The sequence below is a fragment of the Microbacterium sp. STRO-2N genome (assembly GCF_057747775.1).
Genome location: NZ_CM173223.1, coordinates 3181917 through 3198448 on the forward strand (window position 1 = coordinate 3181917; position 16532 = coordinate 3198448).

General features: G+C 71.8%; 15 protein-coding genes. 8 read left to right on the forward strand and 7 right to left on the reverse strand.

Annotated features, from left to right (window positions below):
• Positions 1–9: 9 nt before the first annotated feature.
• The 6 genes from AC3ANN_RS14715 (at position 10) to AC3ANN_RS14740 (ending at position 7879) form a co-directional block, all read left to right on the forward strand.
• Entirely contained in the window at positions 10–906 is an 897-nt protein-coding gene (locus AC3ANN_RS14715) for an aminoglycoside phosphotransferase family protein (RefSeq protein ID WP_488338132.1), read from the forward strand.
• 100 nt (positions 907–1006) lie between these two features.
• Positions 1007–1990: an ROK family protein gene (locus AC3ANN_RS14720; protein ID WP_488338133.1), complete on the forward strand. Its 984-nt coding sequence runs from the start codon at positions 1007–1009 to the stop codon at positions 1988–1990.
• Entirely contained in the window at positions 1983–2564 is a 582-nt protein-coding gene (locus AC3ANN_RS14725; RefSeq protein WP_488338134.1) for a D-sedoheptulose-7-phosphate isomerase, read from the forward strand. The genes AC3ANN_RS14720 and AC3ANN_RS14725 overlap by 8 nt, the downstream gene beginning before the upstream one ends.
• Complete coding sequence (locus tag AC3ANN_RS14730) at positions 2561–5167, forward strand: alpha-mannosidase (protein WP_488338135.1); 2607 nt, start codon at positions 2561–2563, stop codon at positions 5165–5167. Before AC3ANN_RS14725 ends, AC3ANN_RS14730 begins: the two co-directional genes overlap by 4 nt.
• Positions 5164–7014 (forward strand): hypothetical protein, encoded by a 1851-nt coding sequence (locus tag AC3ANN_RS14735; protein ID WP_488338136.1) that lies wholly within the window; start codon positions 5164–5166, stop codon positions 7012–7014. Before AC3ANN_RS14730 ends, AC3ANN_RS14735 begins: the two co-directional genes overlap by 4 nt.
• A gap of 136 nt (positions 7015–7150) precedes the next feature.
• Positions 7151–7879 carry an alpha/beta fold hydrolase gene (locus AC3ANN_RS14740; RefSeq protein WP_488338137.1) on the forward strand — a complete coding sequence of 243 codons (729 nt, stop codon included), beginning with the start codon at positions 7151–7153 and terminating at the stop codon, positions 7877–7879.
• A gap of 37 nt (positions 7880–7916) precedes the next feature.
• Here the strand turns inward: AC3ANN_RS14740 and AC3ANN_RS14745 are convergent, their stop codons facing one another.
• Positions 7917–8957, reverse strand: coding sequence for a Gfo/Idh/MocA family protein (locus AC3ANN_RS14745; protein WP_488338138.1), 1041 nt, complete (start codon positions 8955–8957; stop codon positions 7917–7919).
• Positions 8954–9961 (reverse strand): Gfo/Idh/MocA family protein, encoded by a 1008-nt coding sequence (locus AC3ANN_RS14750; protein WP_488338139.1) that lies wholly within the window; start codon positions 9959–9961, stop codon positions 8954–8956. The genes AC3ANN_RS14745 and AC3ANN_RS14750 overlap by 4 nt, the downstream gene beginning before the upstream one ends.
• Before the next feature lie 95 nt (positions 9962–10056).
• On the opposite strand from AC3ANN_RS14750, the gene AC3ANN_RS14755 reads away from it, so the two are divergent.
• The gene (locus AC3ANN_RS14755) at positions 10057–11133 is read left to right on the forward strand and encodes a Gfo/Idh/MocA family protein (protein WP_488338140.1); all 1077 of its coding nucleotides are present in this window, start codon (positions 10057–10059) and stop codon (positions 11131–11133) included.
• Positions 11130–11927 carry a sugar phosphate isomerase/epimerase family protein gene (locus tag AC3ANN_RS14760; protein ID WP_488338141.1) on the forward strand — a complete coding sequence of 266 codons (798 nt, stop codon included), beginning with the start codon at positions 11130–11132 and terminating at the stop codon, positions 11925–11927. The genes AC3ANN_RS14755 and AC3ANN_RS14760 overlap by 4 nt, the downstream gene beginning before the upstream one ends.
• 1125 nt (positions 11928–13052) lie before the next feature.
• Here the strand turns inward: AC3ANN_RS14760 and AC3ANN_RS14765 are convergent.
• The 5 genes from AC3ANN_RS14765 to AC3ANN_RS14785 form a co-directional block, all read right to left on the reverse strand.
• On the reverse strand, positions 13053–13820 hold the full coding sequence (locus AC3ANN_RS14765; protein ID WP_488338142.1) for an ABC transporter permease: 768 nt from the start codon (positions 13818–13820) through the stop codon (positions 13053–13055).
• Positions 13820–14629, reverse strand: a complete 810-nt coding sequence (locus AC3ANN_RS14770; RefSeq protein ID WP_488338143.1) for an ABC transporter ATP-binding protein — start codon at positions 14627–14629, stop codon at positions 13820–13822. The genes AC3ANN_RS14765 and AC3ANN_RS14770 overlap by 1 nt, the downstream gene beginning before the upstream one ends.
• A complete protein-coding gene (locus AC3ANN_RS14775; RefSeq protein ID WP_488338144.1) occupies positions 14626–14994 on the reverse strand; it encodes a DUF1048 domain-containing protein in 369 nt (122 codons plus the stop codon). Before AC3ANN_RS14775 ends, AC3ANN_RS14770 begins: the two co-directional genes overlap by 4 nt.
• Positions 14994–15371, reverse strand: coding sequence for a PadR family transcriptional regulator (locus tag AC3ANN_RS14780; RefSeq protein ID WP_488340845.1), 378 nt, complete (start codon positions 15369–15371; stop codon positions 14994–14996). The genes AC3ANN_RS14775 and AC3ANN_RS14780 overlap by 1 nt, the downstream gene beginning before the upstream one ends.
• Before the next feature lie 185 nt (positions 15372–15556).
• Positions 15557–16525 (reverse strand): squalene cyclase, encoded by a 969-nt coding sequence (locus AC3ANN_RS14785; protein WP_488338145.1) that lies wholly within the window; start codon positions 16523–16525, stop codon positions 15557–15559.
• Positions 16526–16532: the final 7 nt, after the last annotated feature.

The window sequence follows — 16532 nt, forward strand, 5'->3', positions numbered from 1 at the left end:
GCCGGCGGCATGAGCGATCCCCGCCTCGACGTCGAGCGGATCTCGCCGGAGCGCATCGACGAGACCCTGGTGCGCGAGCTGCTCGCGGCGCAGTTCCCGCGGTGGCGCGACCTGCCGGTGCGCCCGGTCGCGCTCGGCGGGAACGACCACCGCATCTTCCGGCTCGGCGACCACCTGAGCGTCAGGCTGCCCAGTGCGCCCGGATACGTGCCGCAGGTGCGCAAGGAGCAGGCGTGGCTTCCGCGCCTCGCCCCGCAGGTGCCGCTTCCCATCCCCGCCGTCGAGGGCGTCGGCGAGCCGAGCGCCCTCTTCCCCGCGCCGTGGTCGGTGTATCGCTGGACGGCCGGGGAACCGGCATCCGTCGCCCCACCCGCCGATTGGGCGCGCTTCGCCGCCGACCTCGCCGCCTTCCTGCTGCGGCTGCGGACGGCGGATGCGACGGATGCCCCGGCTCCAGGCCTGCACAGCGCGTTCCGCGGCGGACCGCTCGACCATTGGAACGACGAGATGGCCGTCATCCTGCACCGCGTCCACGGGCGGGAGCGCGACCTCGCGGCGGGGATCTGGCGCGACGCCCTCGACGCGCCGTTCACAGGGCCGCCGGTCTGGTTCCACGGCGACGTATCGCTGAACAACCTGCTCGTACGGGACGGCGAGCTCGCGGCGGTCATCGACTTCGGCTGCTCGGCGGCCGGCGACCCGGCGTGCGACACGGTCTTCCGCTGGACGTCGCCGCACGGCGAGGCGCGCGCGCAGTACGCACGTGAGTACGCGGTCGACGACGCGACGTGGGCGCGCGGCCGCGGGTGGGCGCTGTGGAAGGGCCTCATCATGATCACGAACAAGCCGCCTGGGCAGGCGGAGTTCGCGCGCCACGTGCTGGACCGGCTCTTCGCCGAAGTCTGATCCCGATCCGGATCATTGTGCGGCGGGCAGGCTTTGCTACTATGTGGGAACGATGTCACATCGGGCGCGATCAAGGCTGTCGCGCAGGCCGGAGGAACGAATGGCAACGCAGCATCCCGTGCTCGCGCTCGACATCGGCGGCACGAAGCTCGCCGTGGCGGTGGTGACGGCCGATGGCCGCACGCACGGCGCGATCACCGAGCCGACCGACAAGCACCGCGGCCCCGACGCCGTCATCGCGCACCTCTTCGACATGGGTCACCGCAGCATCGCCGCCGCGGGCCTCGGCGCCCCGGCCGCGGTCGGGATCAGCTGCGGCGGTCCGCTCGACGCCGCAGCCGGCATCCTGACCGGTCCCCTGCATCTGCCGGGATGGATCGACGTGCCGATCGTGGCGATGGCGACCGAGGCGTACGGCGCGCCGGCCGTCGTCGAGAACGACGCGACCGCCGCCGTGCTCGGCGAGCACCGGTTCGGCGCCGCGCAGGGGGCCGACATCGCGCTCTACCTGACCCTCTCGACGGGCGTCGGCGGCGGCTCGGTCATCGACGGCCGGCTCCACCGCGGCGCGGCAGGCAACGGCGGGGAGTTCGGGCACGTGATGGTGCGGCCCGGCGGGCGGCGCTGCGAGTGCGGCCGCAACGGATGCCTCGAGGCCTACGCCTCCGGAACGAACATCGCGGTGCGCGCGAACGAGCTGCTGGCCGCGAGCGAGCGCGACTCGGTGCTGCGCGCCGAGGCCCTGGTGCGCGCGGAGCACGTCTCGGCGGCCGCCGCGTCCGGCGACGACCTCGCCCGCGAGGTGTGGGACGAGACCACGGCCCTCCTCGGCCAGGCCGTCACCGACCTCGTCAACGTCTTCGAGCCCAACGTCGTGGTGCTCGGCGGCGGCGTCACACGCTCGGGAGCGCTGCTGCTCGACCCGGTGCGCGAGACCGTCCGCACCACCGCGATGCGCCCGGCGGCCGAGCGCGCCGTCATCACCCTCGCCGGCCTCGGCGACGAGGTGTGCGTCGTCGGCGCCGGAGCGCTCGCCCTCGACCTCGCCCTCGCACTCGACCTCAAGGGGACCGCCCGTGTCTGACTGGCTCGACGAACAGCTCGACGCCCACATCCGAACCGCCCGCGACGCCGCGCCGCTGCTCGATCAGGTGCGCACGGTGGGCGCGATGCTCACGGGTGCGTTCGAACGGGGCGGCACGCTCTACACGTTCGGCAACGGGGGCAGCGCCGCCGACGCCCAGCACTTCACCGGCGAGCTGATCGGTCACTACAAGCGCGACCGGCGTCCGCTTCCCGCGGTCACGCTCACCACCGACGCGACGGTGTCGACGTGCATCGCCAACGACTACGCGTTCGAGGACGTCTTCTCACGCCAGGTCGAGGCCCTCGCGAAGCCCGGCGACGTGGTCGTCGCCTTCACGACCAGCGGGCGCTCCGCGAACGTCGTGAACGGACTCGCGGCGGCCCGCGCGAACGGCGCCACGACGCTGCTCTTCGCCGGCGGTGACGGCGGTCCGTCACTGGCGCTCGCCGACCAGGCGTTCCTCGCACCCTCGCGCGAGACACCGCGCATCCAGGAGCTGCACACCTTCCTCCTGCATGCGCTGTCCGAGATCCTGGACGCATGGGCAGCGGGAGAGGAGCCGGCGGCGTGAGCGCACATGACGCCGAGGCTCCCATCGCCAATGCTCCGTCGGGCGCGCAGCCGCGCAGGATGGCGCCCGCGTCGCGCCCGGCGGCGACGCCCGACCGGACGCTGCACATGATCGGCAACGCCCACCTCGACCCGGTGTGGCTGTGGCCGTGGCAGGAGGGGTACCAGGAGGCGCGCGCCACGTTCGCGAGCGCCCTCGACCGCATGGACGAGTACCCGGACTTCGTCTTCACGTGCGACCAGATCGTGCTGCTGTCGTGGGTCGAGGAGCAGGATCCGGAGATGTTCGCGCGCATCCAGGAGCGCGTCGCCGAGGGCCGCTGGGTCAACGTCGGCGGCTGGTGGGTGGAGCCCGACTGCAACACGCCGATGGGCGAGTCGTTCGCTCGGCAGGGCCTCTACGGTCAGCGCTACCTGCAGTCGCGCTTCGGGCGGATCTCGACCGTCGGCATGAACGTCGACCCGTTCGGCCACAGCGCCGCCCTCCCCCAGGTGCTGCGCGGGCACCGCATGGACTCGTACTGCTTCCTGCGCCCGGGGCCGCACGAGGGCGACCTCGACGAGACGCTCTTCCACTGGGAGTCGGCCGACGGCTCGCGGGTGCTCGCCTACCGCATCCCGTTCGAGTACTGCAGCCCGCCGGGCGACGTGTCGGGTCAGACCGAGAAGTCACTCGGGCAGCTGGACCGCTCGCTCGGCGAGATGATGGTGTTCTACGGCGTCGGCAACCACGGCGGCGGCCCGACCAAGGCCAACATCGAGTCGATCCACCGCTACGACCGCATGGGCAGCTTCGGGAGGATGACGATGTCGTCACCGCGCGCGTACTTCGACGAGATGCTCGCCCGTGGCGAGGGGTTCCTCGACGGCCTCACGGTGCGACGCGACGATCTGCAGCACCACGCGCCCGGCTGCTACTCGTCGCACTCGGGCATCAAGGCATGGCAGCGCAAGGCCCAGTGGACCGTCCTGTCGGCCGAGCGCTGGGCGGCCATCGACACCGTGCTGACCGGATCGGAGTACCCGCGCGAGGATCTCGAGCGCGCGTGGAAGCAGATCCTGTTCAACCAGTTCCACGACATCCTGCCGGGGTCGGCGATCGAGCCGTCCTACGACGACGCGCGCGACCAGCTCGGCGAGGCGATCGCGATCTCAAAGCGCATCATCACGCGCGCCCACAACCGCATCGCGCGCCGGATCGACATCCCGATGGATGCCTCGACCCAGCCCGTCGTCGTCTTCAATCCGCACCCGTGGCCGGTGTCGGTGGACGTCGACATGCAGTACGGCGCCCAGCCGCGCGGCGTGCGCATCGTCGACCACGACGGCGCGCCCGTCGTGTCGCAGGCGACCCAGTCCACCGCGACGACCGGCGACATGAGCCGCGGCGCCGTGACGTTCCGGGCCGACGTGCCGGCGCTCGGGTATGCGCTCTACCGCATGCTGCCGGGCCCGGCGCTGCCCGCCGACACCGGGCTCGGCGTCTCGGAGGACGGCACCGTCATCGAGAACGCGCACGTGCGCCTGGAGCTCGATCCGGCGACCGGCGACGTGGTGTCGCTGCTCGACAAGGCGAGCGGCGTGGATCCGCTCGCCGGCACGCGCGGACAGCCGCGCACGGCGGTGTGCGACGACCCGACCGACACGTGGGGGCACCGCGTGATCTCGTACGCGTGGCCGGGCTCGGCCATGACGCTCGACCGCATCGTCGTGCGCGAGACCGGGCCGCTGCGCTCGCGCGTGCGCGTCGAGAAGTCGTGGGGCGCGTCGACGCTCGTCGAGGAGTACCTGCTCTCCTACGACGCGCCCGCGGTGCGCGTCGACGTGACGATCGACTGGCGCGAGAAGGCGCACCTGCTGAAGCTCCGCTTCCCCGTCGGCCTCGACGACCCCGCGGCGACGTACGAGATCCCCTACGGCACGATCGAGCGACCGGTCGACGGCGCCGAGGAGCCGGCGCAGTCGTGGGTCGACCTCACCGGCACCGTCGGCGGCGTGGCCGCGGGCCTCACCGTGGTCGCGACCACGAAGCACGGGTGGGATGTCTCGCCCGCGGGCTCCGCAGGACTCGAGACCGCGAGCATCGGCATCACGGCCGTGCGCAGCCCCGTGTACTCGTGGCACGACCCGCGCCTGCTCGACCCCGAGGGCGTCTACTCGTTCCAGGACCAGGGCATCCAGCGCTTCAGCCTCGAGCTGATCCCGCACGGCGGCGACTGGCGCGCGGCCCAGCCGACCCGCCGCGCCGCCGTGCTCGGTTCCCCCGTGCGCGCGCAGCTCGAGTCGTTCCACGCGGGAGACCTGCCGCCGCGCGACAGCTTCGCCGACGACGGCGCCGACGCCGTCATGGTGACGGCGGTCAAGGGCAGCGAGGACGTCCCGGCTTCTGCGCCCGCCGATCTCATCGTGCGCGCGGTCGAGACGCGCGGCGAGGCGGCGACCGCACGCATCGCGCTGCCGATGGTGGGCCGCACGATCGAGGGCCGGTTCCGGCCGCACCAGGTGCGCACGTTCCGCGTGCCGCTCGGCAGCGACCCCGACGGCGGCGCCGACATCGTCGAGGTCGACCTGCTGGAGTGGCCGCTGGACGAGCAGCCGACGTGAGCGCGCCGTTCGGCACGTCGCCCGTGGCGGCGATCCTCGACGCCGATCCGGACGACTTCGCGGTCGACGTCCGCCACGACGGCGAACGGCACGTGGTGGCCGTGCGATTCACCGGCGCGCGGCCGGTCGAGGCCGCCGTGCGCGTGACGGTCGCCCTCGAAGGCGCCCGGGATCCCTGGTGGCTCATCCCCGGCCTCTTCTACGGCGAGAACCGTCCGGCTGCCAACGACCGGCTGTACCCGCGGTTCGAGGCGGGCGCGCGGAGCGCGCAGCAGCACCACGCCTTCGTCAGCGACGAATGGCACTTCCGCTCCGACCGCGCCGCGACACCCGTCGTCTTCGCCTGGCCCGCCCCGGATGCCCCAGGCGTCGCCCTGTCGGCGGACCCCGTGACGTCGCTCGGGCTCACCGGCATCGGCTTCGCGCTGCACGACGGCGTCGCCGAGCTCAGCGCGACCTTCCCGGCGCGCGAGTTCCCCGTGACGTACTACGGCGACGGCACGCCGCGCCCCGCCGACGTCCACCGGCATCGGTTCGAGCCCGGCGAGACGGTCGAGCTCCCGGTGCGCGTTCATGCCCTCGCCGCGGACCGGCACGATTACGCGCGCGTGCTGCGCGGCCTGCACGAGGCATCCGCCGCCGCCTCCCCGCTGCGTCCGTGGATCGATGTGCCGACCGCCGCCGCCCTGAGCGCGGAGGGCCTGCTGCGCTGGCACTACGACCCCGACCCCGGCGTCCTGCTCGAGACGGTCGGCTTCGACCGGGAGGTGTCGGGCCGCGACGGGAAGTCCGTCGACCGGCAGGCGATGCACGTGGGGTGGGTCTCTGGAGTCCCCTGGGCGTACGCGATGCTGCGCCACGCGCAGAGAACGGATGCCGCGGCCCTCCGCGACGCCGCGCTGTCGGTGATCGACTTCTGCACGGCCGACCTGGCGCCCAGCGGCACGCTGTGGGGCGTGTGGTACCGCGACAGCGGCTGGACCCAGAGCTGGACGACACGCAAGCGCGGCCTCCACGGCCGCACCCTCGGCGAGGCGACGCAGTTCCTGGTGCGGGCGCTCGCGCTCGAGGAGCGCGAGCAGTGGCGCCGAGCCGTGCGCTCCAGCCTGGACGTCGTGGTCGCGCGGCAGCGCGACGACGGGAACCTCGGCAGCATCCACCACGCCGAGACCGGCGAGGTGCTGTCGTGGGACGGCACCGCCGGTCTCGCATGGGTCGGGGCCCTCGTCGAGGCGGCGGACTGGGACGAGCGCTATCTCCCGTCCGCCGAACGCGCGGGGCGTTACTACGCGCGCTTCGTGCATGACGAGCACCTGCACGGCGCCCCCGAAGACGTCGACCTCGCCGTCACGAGCGAGGACGGCTACGTCGCGGTCATGGCGTACATGGCGCTGCATGGCGCCACCGGAGACCCGGAGTGGCTCGAGCTCGCGCGCCGCGCCGCCGATTTCGCGCTGACCTTCCGCTACACCTACGACGTCGAATTCGCGCCGACGACGATGCTCGGGATGTACGACTTCGGCACGCGCGGCGCCGACCAGGCCTCGGCGTCGAACCAGCATCTGCACGCCTACGGGCTGGTGTGCACGCGCGAGCTGCTCGAGCTCGCCGACGCGACCGGCGACGACCACTACCGCGAGCGCGCGCTCGAGACCCTGGCCTGCTTCCGGCAGTTCGTCGCCCGGTTCGACGGCGACTTCAACGCCTACCGCGGCATGGTCACCGAGCGTTACTACCAGACCGAGTGCTTCCAGCCGAAGGGCATGCTGCTGACCCTGTCGCACGCGTGGAGTGCCGGCGTGCTCCTGCTCGGCTGCGAGGATGCCCTGGCCGCCGACGCGGCCTGAGCCTCGGCATCCGTCGCCTCGACAACGGGCGACTGCCGTGGCCGGCGCTTGCACAGTGCGATCGGAGACGCAAGCCCCTCCGTCCCGATCGGCTCGGCAGGTCAGCATGACTTCCTGACCTGCGCTGGAGGTGCGAGTGGACGTCATTCTGGTTCCCGGACTGTGGATGGGCGCGTCGGCGTGGCACGACGTGGCGAGATCGCTGACGGACGCCGGACACGCCCCTCACCCCCTCACGCTGCGGGGCCTCGACTCGCGCACGGCCGACCGCAGCGGCACCATGCTCGCCGACCACGTGGCCGAGATCGTGGCGGCGATCGACCGCTGCGCCGGCAAGGTGGTGCTCGTCGGACATGCCGAGGCGTGCGGCCTCGTGCACGCGGCGCTCAACCGGCGCGTGGACCGCGTCGCCGCGGCCGTCTACATCGGCGGACTCCCGACGGCCGACGGCGCGCACGTGCTGAGCGGCTTCACCCTCGACGCACGCGGCACCACGACCCACACCGCCGGCTACCGCGCCGTCGACGCGAGCCTCGCCGAGTGGCACGACCGGGTGCGCGAGAACTCCGCGCACGTGCTCGATCAGGTGCAGAAGCTCGGCGACGAGCGCCGGCTCGCGGTGCCCGTCACGGTGGTGGCCACCGAGTACACGACCGACGACGTGCGCCGCTGGGCCGCGGCCAACATCGATCCGGCACGAGAGCTCGCGCTGCTGCGCGACGTCACGCTCGTCGACCTGCCGGCGGGTCGATGGCCGCAGATCGAGCGCCCGGACGAGGTGACGCGCATCATCCTCGAGGCGATTCCCGTGACGGATGCCGTCGGCCCGGGTGCGCAGCCCGCCCCCGCGATCCCCGGCAGCTGACCGCCCGCGCGGGCCCCCGCGGCGCTCGAGGCCGGGACTAGGCGTGCGCGGCAGCCACGGCGGCCGAGTGCTGCACCGGAACGATCGAGCCGGTCGTCGCGGACTCGTATGCCGCGAGGATCACCCCGAGCACGTCGATGCCCTCGACGTGCGTCTGGATCGGGCGACGACCCTCGAGGATGCACTCGGCGAAATGCGCCACCTCGGCGGCGAACTCGTGCACCGGCTCGAACGAGACGGTGACCGGCTCCTCCCCGCGCACGCGCGAGACGAGCGTGGTGCCGTCAGAGCTGAGCGAGCCCTTCTCTCCGACGAGCGAGAACTTCTCGGTGCCGACCGCGGGCTCGTACGCCCAGCTCGTGGTGACGTGGCCGACCACGCCGTTGTCGTAGCGCACCAGCACCTGGGCCGAGTCCTCGCCCTCCATGAACTCCAGGCGGTGGCGCGACAGCATCGCGGCCACCTGCACCGGGGTCCCGCCGGCGAAGTGCTGCAGCAGGTACAGCGGGTGGTAGCCGGTGTCGATGAGCTCGCCGCCGCCCGAGGTGGCGGCGCGAGCGCGCCAGCCCATGCTCTCGAGCGTGAAGTCGTTGTAGAAGCTGTCGGTCGTGCGCACCTCGAACACGCGCCCCAGAGCGCCGCTTGAGACGAGCTCCTTCGCGGCGGTGACGGCCGGCTGGAACAGCTGGTTGTGCGCGCACATGATCGTCACGCCGTTGCGCTCGGCGGCCGCTGCGATCGCATCGGCCTCCTCGATGGTCAGGCACAGCGGCTTCTCGCACAGCACGTGGAGCCCGGCATCCGCCGCCGCGATCACGGCGTCGGAGTGCAGGTGGTGCGGCAGGCAGATGTCGACCGCGTCGAGGCCGCCCGCGGCGATCATCTCGCGGTAGTCGTCGAAGATGCGCACGTTCTCGTCGTCACCGCGCCGCTTCTCGGCGCTCTCGCGCACCGGGTCGGCGATCGCGGCGAACTCGACCGTCTCGGGGTTGCGCAGGTACCCGGCCACGTGCGCGCCCGCGATGCCTCCCGCACCGATGAGTCCGATCCGCACCTTGCGAGCATCCGTGGCGGTCATGAGCGTCCTTCCCGTTCGAGTTCGACCGCTGCGCCGGTCGCGGCGGCGGTGTTGGCGGCGACGACGAAGCGGGTGAGCTCGATCGCCGCGCGCACGTTGTCCGTGGGGTCGGCATCGCCCCGGATGGCCTCGACCCACAGGTCGAACGGCGCCGCTGCGGGTTCGCCGAGCGCGACGGGAGCCCAGTCCTCGCCGAGCTCACCGCCTTTGCCGATGAGCTCCTCGCGCCCGAAGCCGAAGAGCAGCGACCCCGTGGTGCCGCGCACCTCGAACGCGAAGGCACCGGGCGTCGTGACGAAGCTCGCCTCGGCGACGCCGAGCGCGCCGTCGTCGTACTGCGCGACCACGACGGCGTTGTCTTCGACGGCATGGCCGGTGACGCGGCCGTACCCGGCCGTGATGCGCGACGGGTGCGCACCGAGGAAGCGCTGCACGAGGTACGCGGGGTGGCAGCCGAGGTCGGCGAACGCGCCACCGATTGCGGCCACGGGATCGGCGAATCGCTCCGGCAGCCAGCCGCCGAGCCATCCGTCGTGCGCCATCCGCACGCGCGCGTACGTGATCGTTCCGAGGGCGCCGGATTCGACGAGGGCGGATGCCGCGACGATCTCGCGCTGCGACAGCCGGGGCAGCGACACCACGAGCGCGACGCCGGCCTCGCGCGCCTGGGCCGCGAGCGCTTCGGACTCGGCGACGGTCGGCGCGAGCAGCTTCTCGGTGAAGACGTGCTTGCCTGCGCGGATCGCGCGCGAGATGACCTCGGTGTGATCGGCCGTCGCGGTCGTCACGGTGATGGCGTCGACGTCAGGACGCGCGAGCAGCGCATCCAGGGACTCCGCGCGCTCGACGCCGAGGCGCTCCGTGCCTTCCGCCGCGAGTGCGGAATCGGCGTCCCACCCCGCGACGACGCGGGCGCCGGGATGTTCGGTCGCATCGCGGGCGTAGTCCCCCGCGTGCACGTGCCAGAAACCTGCGATCCCCACCCCGATGACGTCGTTGGTCACGCTGTGCACTCCTCTGTGTGGCGTCGGATCCGTCGACGTGTGGCAACGTTACCAGATAGGCTCGCGGCATCCCATCGCCGCTGATCGGAGGATCGATGCGCCTGTACCTCGTCGGTGCCGGAGTGATCGCACGCACGCATGCCGCCGCGGCGGCGAAGCTCGACGAGGACGTCGAGATCCACGTCGCCGACCCCTCGGCGGCGGTGCTCGACGCCTTCGCGCGGGAGCATCCGCCGGCCGCCGGATTCGCTTCTGCCGACGACATGCTCGGGGCGACACAGGCACGCGAGGACGACGTCGTCGTGATCGCGACACCTCCCTCGGCCCACCTCGGCCCCGCGCTGGCGGCGCTGCGCACCGGGCGCCACGTGCTGTGCGAGAAGCCGCTCGCGATGAACGCCGGCGAGGCCGAGGAGCTCCTCCGGGCGAGCGAGTCGGCCGAGCGACTGCTCGGCGTCTGCAGCACGCGCTTCCGGGGACTGCCGCACACCGAGGCCGTCAAGGCGGTGCTGGCGTCGGGCGAACTGGGCGAGCCCTATGCCATGGCGTTCGCGACCCGGTGGGCGCGCAGCCGCGCCGGCATCGAGTACCAGCCCGCGAGCCGCTGGTTCCTCGACGCGTCGAAGTCCGGCGGGGGCGTGGTGATGGACTGGGGCCCGTACGACATGTCGACGCTGTTCGATCTGCTCGACCCCGTGCGCGTCGAGGTGCGCGACGCGTGGGTCGCTCGCCCCGTCACCGGCGCGGATCCCTCCGACGTGACCTTCGACGTCGAGACGGATGCCGGTGCCGCCCTGCGGGTGACGCGACGGGACGGCACCGTGCTCCCGGTCGCGTTCTCGCGCGCATCGGGCACGCACGCCACCGAGGTCGGCCACGCCGAGATCTCGGGAACGCGCGGAGCGGTGCACTGGACGCCGTTCGACTCGAGCAGGCCGGTCCGCGTGCGCACCGACGCCGAGGGCGCGATCGCCGAGCGGGAGGTCGAGCCGCCGCCCCGCCCCGACATCACGATCCTCGAGCGCCCGCTTCTCGCCTTCATCGACGCCGTGCGGGGCCGTCCCTCGCTCGCGACCATCGGCCGGCGAGCCGTCGCCGAGTTCCTCGTGCTGCAGGCGATCTACGCCGCCGCGCGTTCCGGCGCGCCGCAGGTCGTCGAGGTCGGCGCATGACGACCGCGGGGGTGGCGACCGCGCTCTATGGCTGGATGGAGCGCTTCGCGCGGGACGCCGTCGAATGGGACTGGGAGTCGCTGTACGCCGCGTGTGCGGCATCCGGTGTCGACGCCGTCGAGACGGACCCCACCCCGCCGAAGCGGGCGATCCTCGACCGGCTCGGCCTGCGCGTGTCGGCGTCGTACGTCGGGATGCCTCTGACCCCGCGGTTCGCCGAGCTCGACGTCGACGAGCGCGTGCTCCCCGTCGCGCGCCGGCTGGCAGCGGCGGGCGGGCGCGTGCTGGTGCTCAATTCCGACGGCCCGGGCGCCACCGGTTCGGCGGCGAAGACGGGGGCCGACGTGGCGCGGCAGGGCGCGAACCTCAGCCGCATCGCCGACCTCGTCGCCCCGCTCGGGCTCCGGGTCGCCTTGCACAACCACGCCGACGAGTACGACGCCGCCGCCGCGGACCTGGCATCGGTGGTCGACCACGCCGACGACTCAGTCGGGGTCTGCATCGACACCGGGTGGGCGCTCGCGGCCGGCCACGATCCGGTCGCCTGGGCGCGGGAGCTCGGCCCGCGTGTGCTCGCCGTGCACCTGCGCGACGCGCGGGACGGCGCGGTCACCGAGGCGCTCGGAGAGGGCGACCTCGACGTCGCCGCCTTCGTGGGCGCACTCGGCGACTACGACGGATGGCTCACGCTCGAACTGTGGCATCCCGGCACGATGACGCCTCGCGGCTCGATGCACGACGCCGTCCGCTCCTCGGCGGCACTCCTGCGCCGCATCACGGTGCACGGCCGCTAAGCGACCTCTCGGGTGTCACAACACGCGGCATCACATCGCCCACCCCGCGTGTTGCGCCACCCGAAGGCGCCCAATGCGCGGCATCCCTGACGGCCCCCGCTTCGGGTGTCAAGACACGCGGGATCGCCGGACCCATCCCGCGTGTTGCGCCACCCGAATGCGCGGCACCGTCGACGCCTCCGACCCTCGTGTTGCGCCACCCCAACGGGTGGCACCGTTGACACCCCCGCTTCGGGTGTCAAGACACGCGGGATCGCCGGACCCATCTCGCGTGTTGCGCCACCCGAAGGCGCGGCAGCACCCGTGACGGGCCCCACTTCGGGTGTCGAGACACGCGGGATCGCCGCACCCACCCCGCGTGTTGCGCCACCCGAAGGCGCGGCAGCACCCGTGACGGCCCCCGCTTCGGGTGTCGAAACACGCAGGATCGCCGGAGTCATCCCGCGTGTTGCGCCACCCGAATGCGCGGCGCCCTCGACGCCCCGACCCAGCGTGTTGCGCCACCCCGGCGGGTGGCACCCGTTGACGCCTTCGCTTCGGGTGTCAAGACACGCGGGATCGCCGCACCCATCCCGCGTGTTGCGCCACCCGAAGGCGCGGCGTCCCTGACGCCTCGGACCTCGCGTGTTGCGCTACCTCGACGCGGCACCGTCGACGCCTCCTGCTTCGGGTGTCGAGACACGCGGGATCGCCGGACCCATCCCGCGTGTTGCGCCACCCGAACGCCCAGCAGCACCTCTGATGACCCCACCCGGCGGGTTGCGCCACTCCGATACGCGGCGGCGGCTCGCTTGGCAAGCCCCTCACAGAATGGGCGCACGTCGGCTGGGGTGGGACTTCGAACCGCAGGCACGACCCGGAGGTCCCGTGAACACATCGCACGCCGACGCACCCTCGCCCGAGGACGAGGCACTGGAGGCGGACGAACCACGCGTCGCTCCCGCGCGGCCGGCCGGCGCGGTCTGGCCGGGATCTCCGACGCCCGCGCTCACCTACCCCGACCCGCCGACGCGGCCGAGCCGGCCTGCGACTGAGGAGTAGGCATCCGTCGGCACGCACGGAAGCCCCGCGGTCCCTGGCAGGCCAGGGAACGCGGGGCTTTCGACCGTGTCGCGGAGCGTCACGTCAGCTGATCTTCTTCCGGTAGATCGACATCGCGATGAAGTACGCGACGACCAGGATGCCGACACACCAGGCCAGAGCGACCCACAGTTCGGCGCCGATCGGCTGACCGGTGAAGATGTCGCGCAGCGAGTTGACGATCGAGGTGACCGGCTGGTTCTCGGCGAACCAGGCCACCGGCGCCGGCATCGTGTCGGTCGGCACGAACGCCGAGCTGATGAACGGGAGGAAGATGAGCGGGTATGAGAACGCGCTCGCTCCGTCCACCGTCTTGGCGGCGAGTCCCGCGATCACCGCGACCCACGTCAGGGCGAGGGTGAACAGGGCCAGGATGCCGATGACGGCGAGCCAGTCCAGCACGCTCGCGCCGGTCCGGAATCCCATGAGCAGCGCCACGCCGACCACGATGGCGAGCGAGACGAGGTTCGCGACGAGCGACGTGAGGACGTGCGCCCACAGCGCGCTCGAACGCGCGATCGGCATGGACTGGAACCGCTCGAAGATCCCGCCCTGCAGATCGAGGAACAGCCGGTACGCGGTGTACGCGATGCCCGATGCGATCGTGATCAGCAGGATGCCGGGAAGCATGTAGTCGATGTACGACGTCTTCGAGCCGAGGTCGATGGCGCCGCCGAACACGTAGGTGAACAGCAGCATCAGGGCGACCGGGGTCACGGCGGTGGTGATGATGGTGTCGGGGCTGCGCAGGATGTGACGCAGCGACCGGCCGGTGAGGATGGCGGTGTCGCCGAAGAAATGCGTGGTGGACATCATCGCTCCTTCGTTGTCTGCGCGGGCACGGCCGCGGTGTTGTCGGTGCCGGTCGTGCCGGTGATGGCGAGGAAGACCTCCTCGAGGGTGGGCTGCTTCTCGACGTACTCGACCTTCGCGGCCGGCAGCAGCCGCTTCAGCTCGGCCAGCGTGCCGTTGACGATGATGCGGCCCTGGTGCAGGATCGCGATCCGGTCGGCGAGCTGCTCGGCCTCGTCCAGGTACTGCGTCGTCAGCAGCACGGTGGTGCCGTTGCGGGCGAGCTCCTTGACTGTCTGCCACACCTCGATCCGCGCCTGCGGGTCCAGGCCCGTGGTCGGCTCGTCGAGGAAGATCACCGGCGGGTTGCCGATGAGGCTCATCGCGATGTCGAGCCGGCGGCGCATGCCACCGGAGTACGTCGACGCCTTGCGGCCGCCCGCGTCCGTCAGCGAGAACCGGGCGAGCAGGTCGTCCGCGATCTTGCCGGGGTTCTTCAGGTGCCGCAGTTGCGCGACGAGAACCAGGTTCTCGCGGCCGCTGAGCATCTCGTCGACGGCGGCGAACTGCCCCGTCAGGCTGATCGCCTCGCGTACCTGCTGCGGCTGCGCCGCGACGTCGAACCCGTTGATCTGGGCGGTGCCGGCGTCGGCCTTCAGCAGAGTGGACAGGATGCGGACCGCGGTGGTCTTGCCTGCGCCGTTCGAGCCGAGCAGGGCGAAGATGCTGCCCCGTGCGACATCGAAGTCCACGCCCCGAAGAACGTGCAGGTCCTTGTAGGACTTCTCCAGGCCCTTCACCTGGATGGCCGGTGCTGTTGCGGTGCTCACTTCTTCTCCTCACGCTCTGCGGCGTCGATCGCCTTGATGAGGCGCTCGCGCTCCTTGTCGATCCACTGGCGCCCGGTGTACGACTGGGCGAACGTCTCGGCGAACTCGACCGGGTCGTCGCCGACGATCTCGCGGACGGGGGTGCCGTCGGCGGCCGCGCGCTCCCACAGGTCGGCGAGGTCGACGAGCATGGTGACCATCGTGTCGCCGTCCGTGACGCTGCCGTAGTACATGAAGTACCGGTGGATGGCCTTCGCCGCGGTGCGGTACGGGTCGGGGAGGCCCTCGATGCGGGCCATGGCCTGCTTGTACTGCTTCTTCTGCTCGAGCGACCCGGTGAGGGTCTCGATCCACTTGGCGGCCATCAGTTCTCTCCTTCTTCGGTGTCCTGCGTGGTGTCGTGCGTCGTGCCTTGTGCGGTGTCGGTGTGGAGCTGTTCGATGCGTCCTGCGAGGAAGCTCCACGTCCTCCAGAACTCGGCGAGCTGGTCCTGTCCCTTCGCGTTGAGCGAGTAGACCTTTCGCGGCGGGCCCTTCTCGGACGGGACCTTCTCCACGTCCACCAGACCCCTCTGCTCGATCCTCACGAGCAGCGCGTAGACCGTGCCCTCGACGATGTCCGAGAAGCCGAGCTCTCGGAGTCGTGCCGTGATCTCGTATCCGTACGCGGGTCGCGCGGCGAGCGTCGCGAGCACGATGCCTTCGAGCGTGCCCTTGAGCATCTCGGTCAGCTGATTCGCCATCGTGATCACCCCCTCCTGACTACTTGGTGTTGCTGAGTACTACTAAACGGTAACACTAGGTACCGGTACTTGGCAACACTGAATAGCAACTTTTCTCGCACGCGCGAAGAAGGGGACGGAAGAAGGGGACGGAAGAAGGGGACGGATGCCTCGGCCCGCGGCATCCGTCCCCCTACCGCCGTGGTTCAGCGGGCGGAGTCCCACCAGTCGAGGACGCGCGCGCCGATCAGCGTGAGCCAGCGCGAAGACTCGCCCTCGCCGACGTCGACCGCGAACCACGTGCGGCCGGGCAGCGGCGTCGTCTGCAGCCATGTGCCGTCCGGCTGTCGGGCCGCGCGGACGGCGTCGACGGCGTCGCCGAGCCGCGGATCCGGTGCGGTGCCCTCGAGCAGCGCGGCGTCGCGGAAGTGGTCGAGCGCCGCGAGCGCGCTGTAGCGATGCCGATTGGGGTAGACGAACCTCGTGACGAAGTCGCCCACGAGCTCACCGGTCGCCGCGCGGTACATCAGCCGGCGCGACAGCAGATACTCCTCGCCGCCGTGGCGGGCCTCGCGCATGCTCGTGTCGCCGGTGATCCGCTCGTAGGCGAGCATGCCGCGCACCGCGTTGAGCGTCGAGTGGAACGAGGACCGCACCGAGTCTCCCTCCTCGGCTTCGCAGTTCCAGCCGCCGTCGGCGAGGCGGTGGGCCGGGAACCACTCGACCAGCCGCGAGACGTCCGCACCGAGCCAGGCACCGCTGGCGAGCGTGTACGAGTTGATGCAGACGTCGACCTCGCCACCCCAGTACGGCAGGTCGTCGTACTCCCAGCGGCTGTTGCGCGCGAGCCTCGCGGCTGTGTCGCCCAGGGCAGCCTCGTCGAGCCCCCACTCGCGCAGATCCTTCAGCGCCCACGTAGTGGCCGTCCACGGCTGACCCGGCGCGTCGGCTTCGGGACTGCCGAAGAACCCGGCGGGGAAGAACGCGCCGCCGGCCCATTGGCCGTCGTCATCCTGCTTCGACAGCAGCGCGGCGCCGAACCCCTCGGTCGCGACACGCGCCCTGGTCGCCTCCCACGTCTCAGGCGGCGCGCCCGCGAGGTCGCGCTCGACCTGCCACCGCAGTGCGGGATCGGATTCGAGCAGCCAGTCGAGCAAACGGCGATCGGTAGTCATGCCCGCA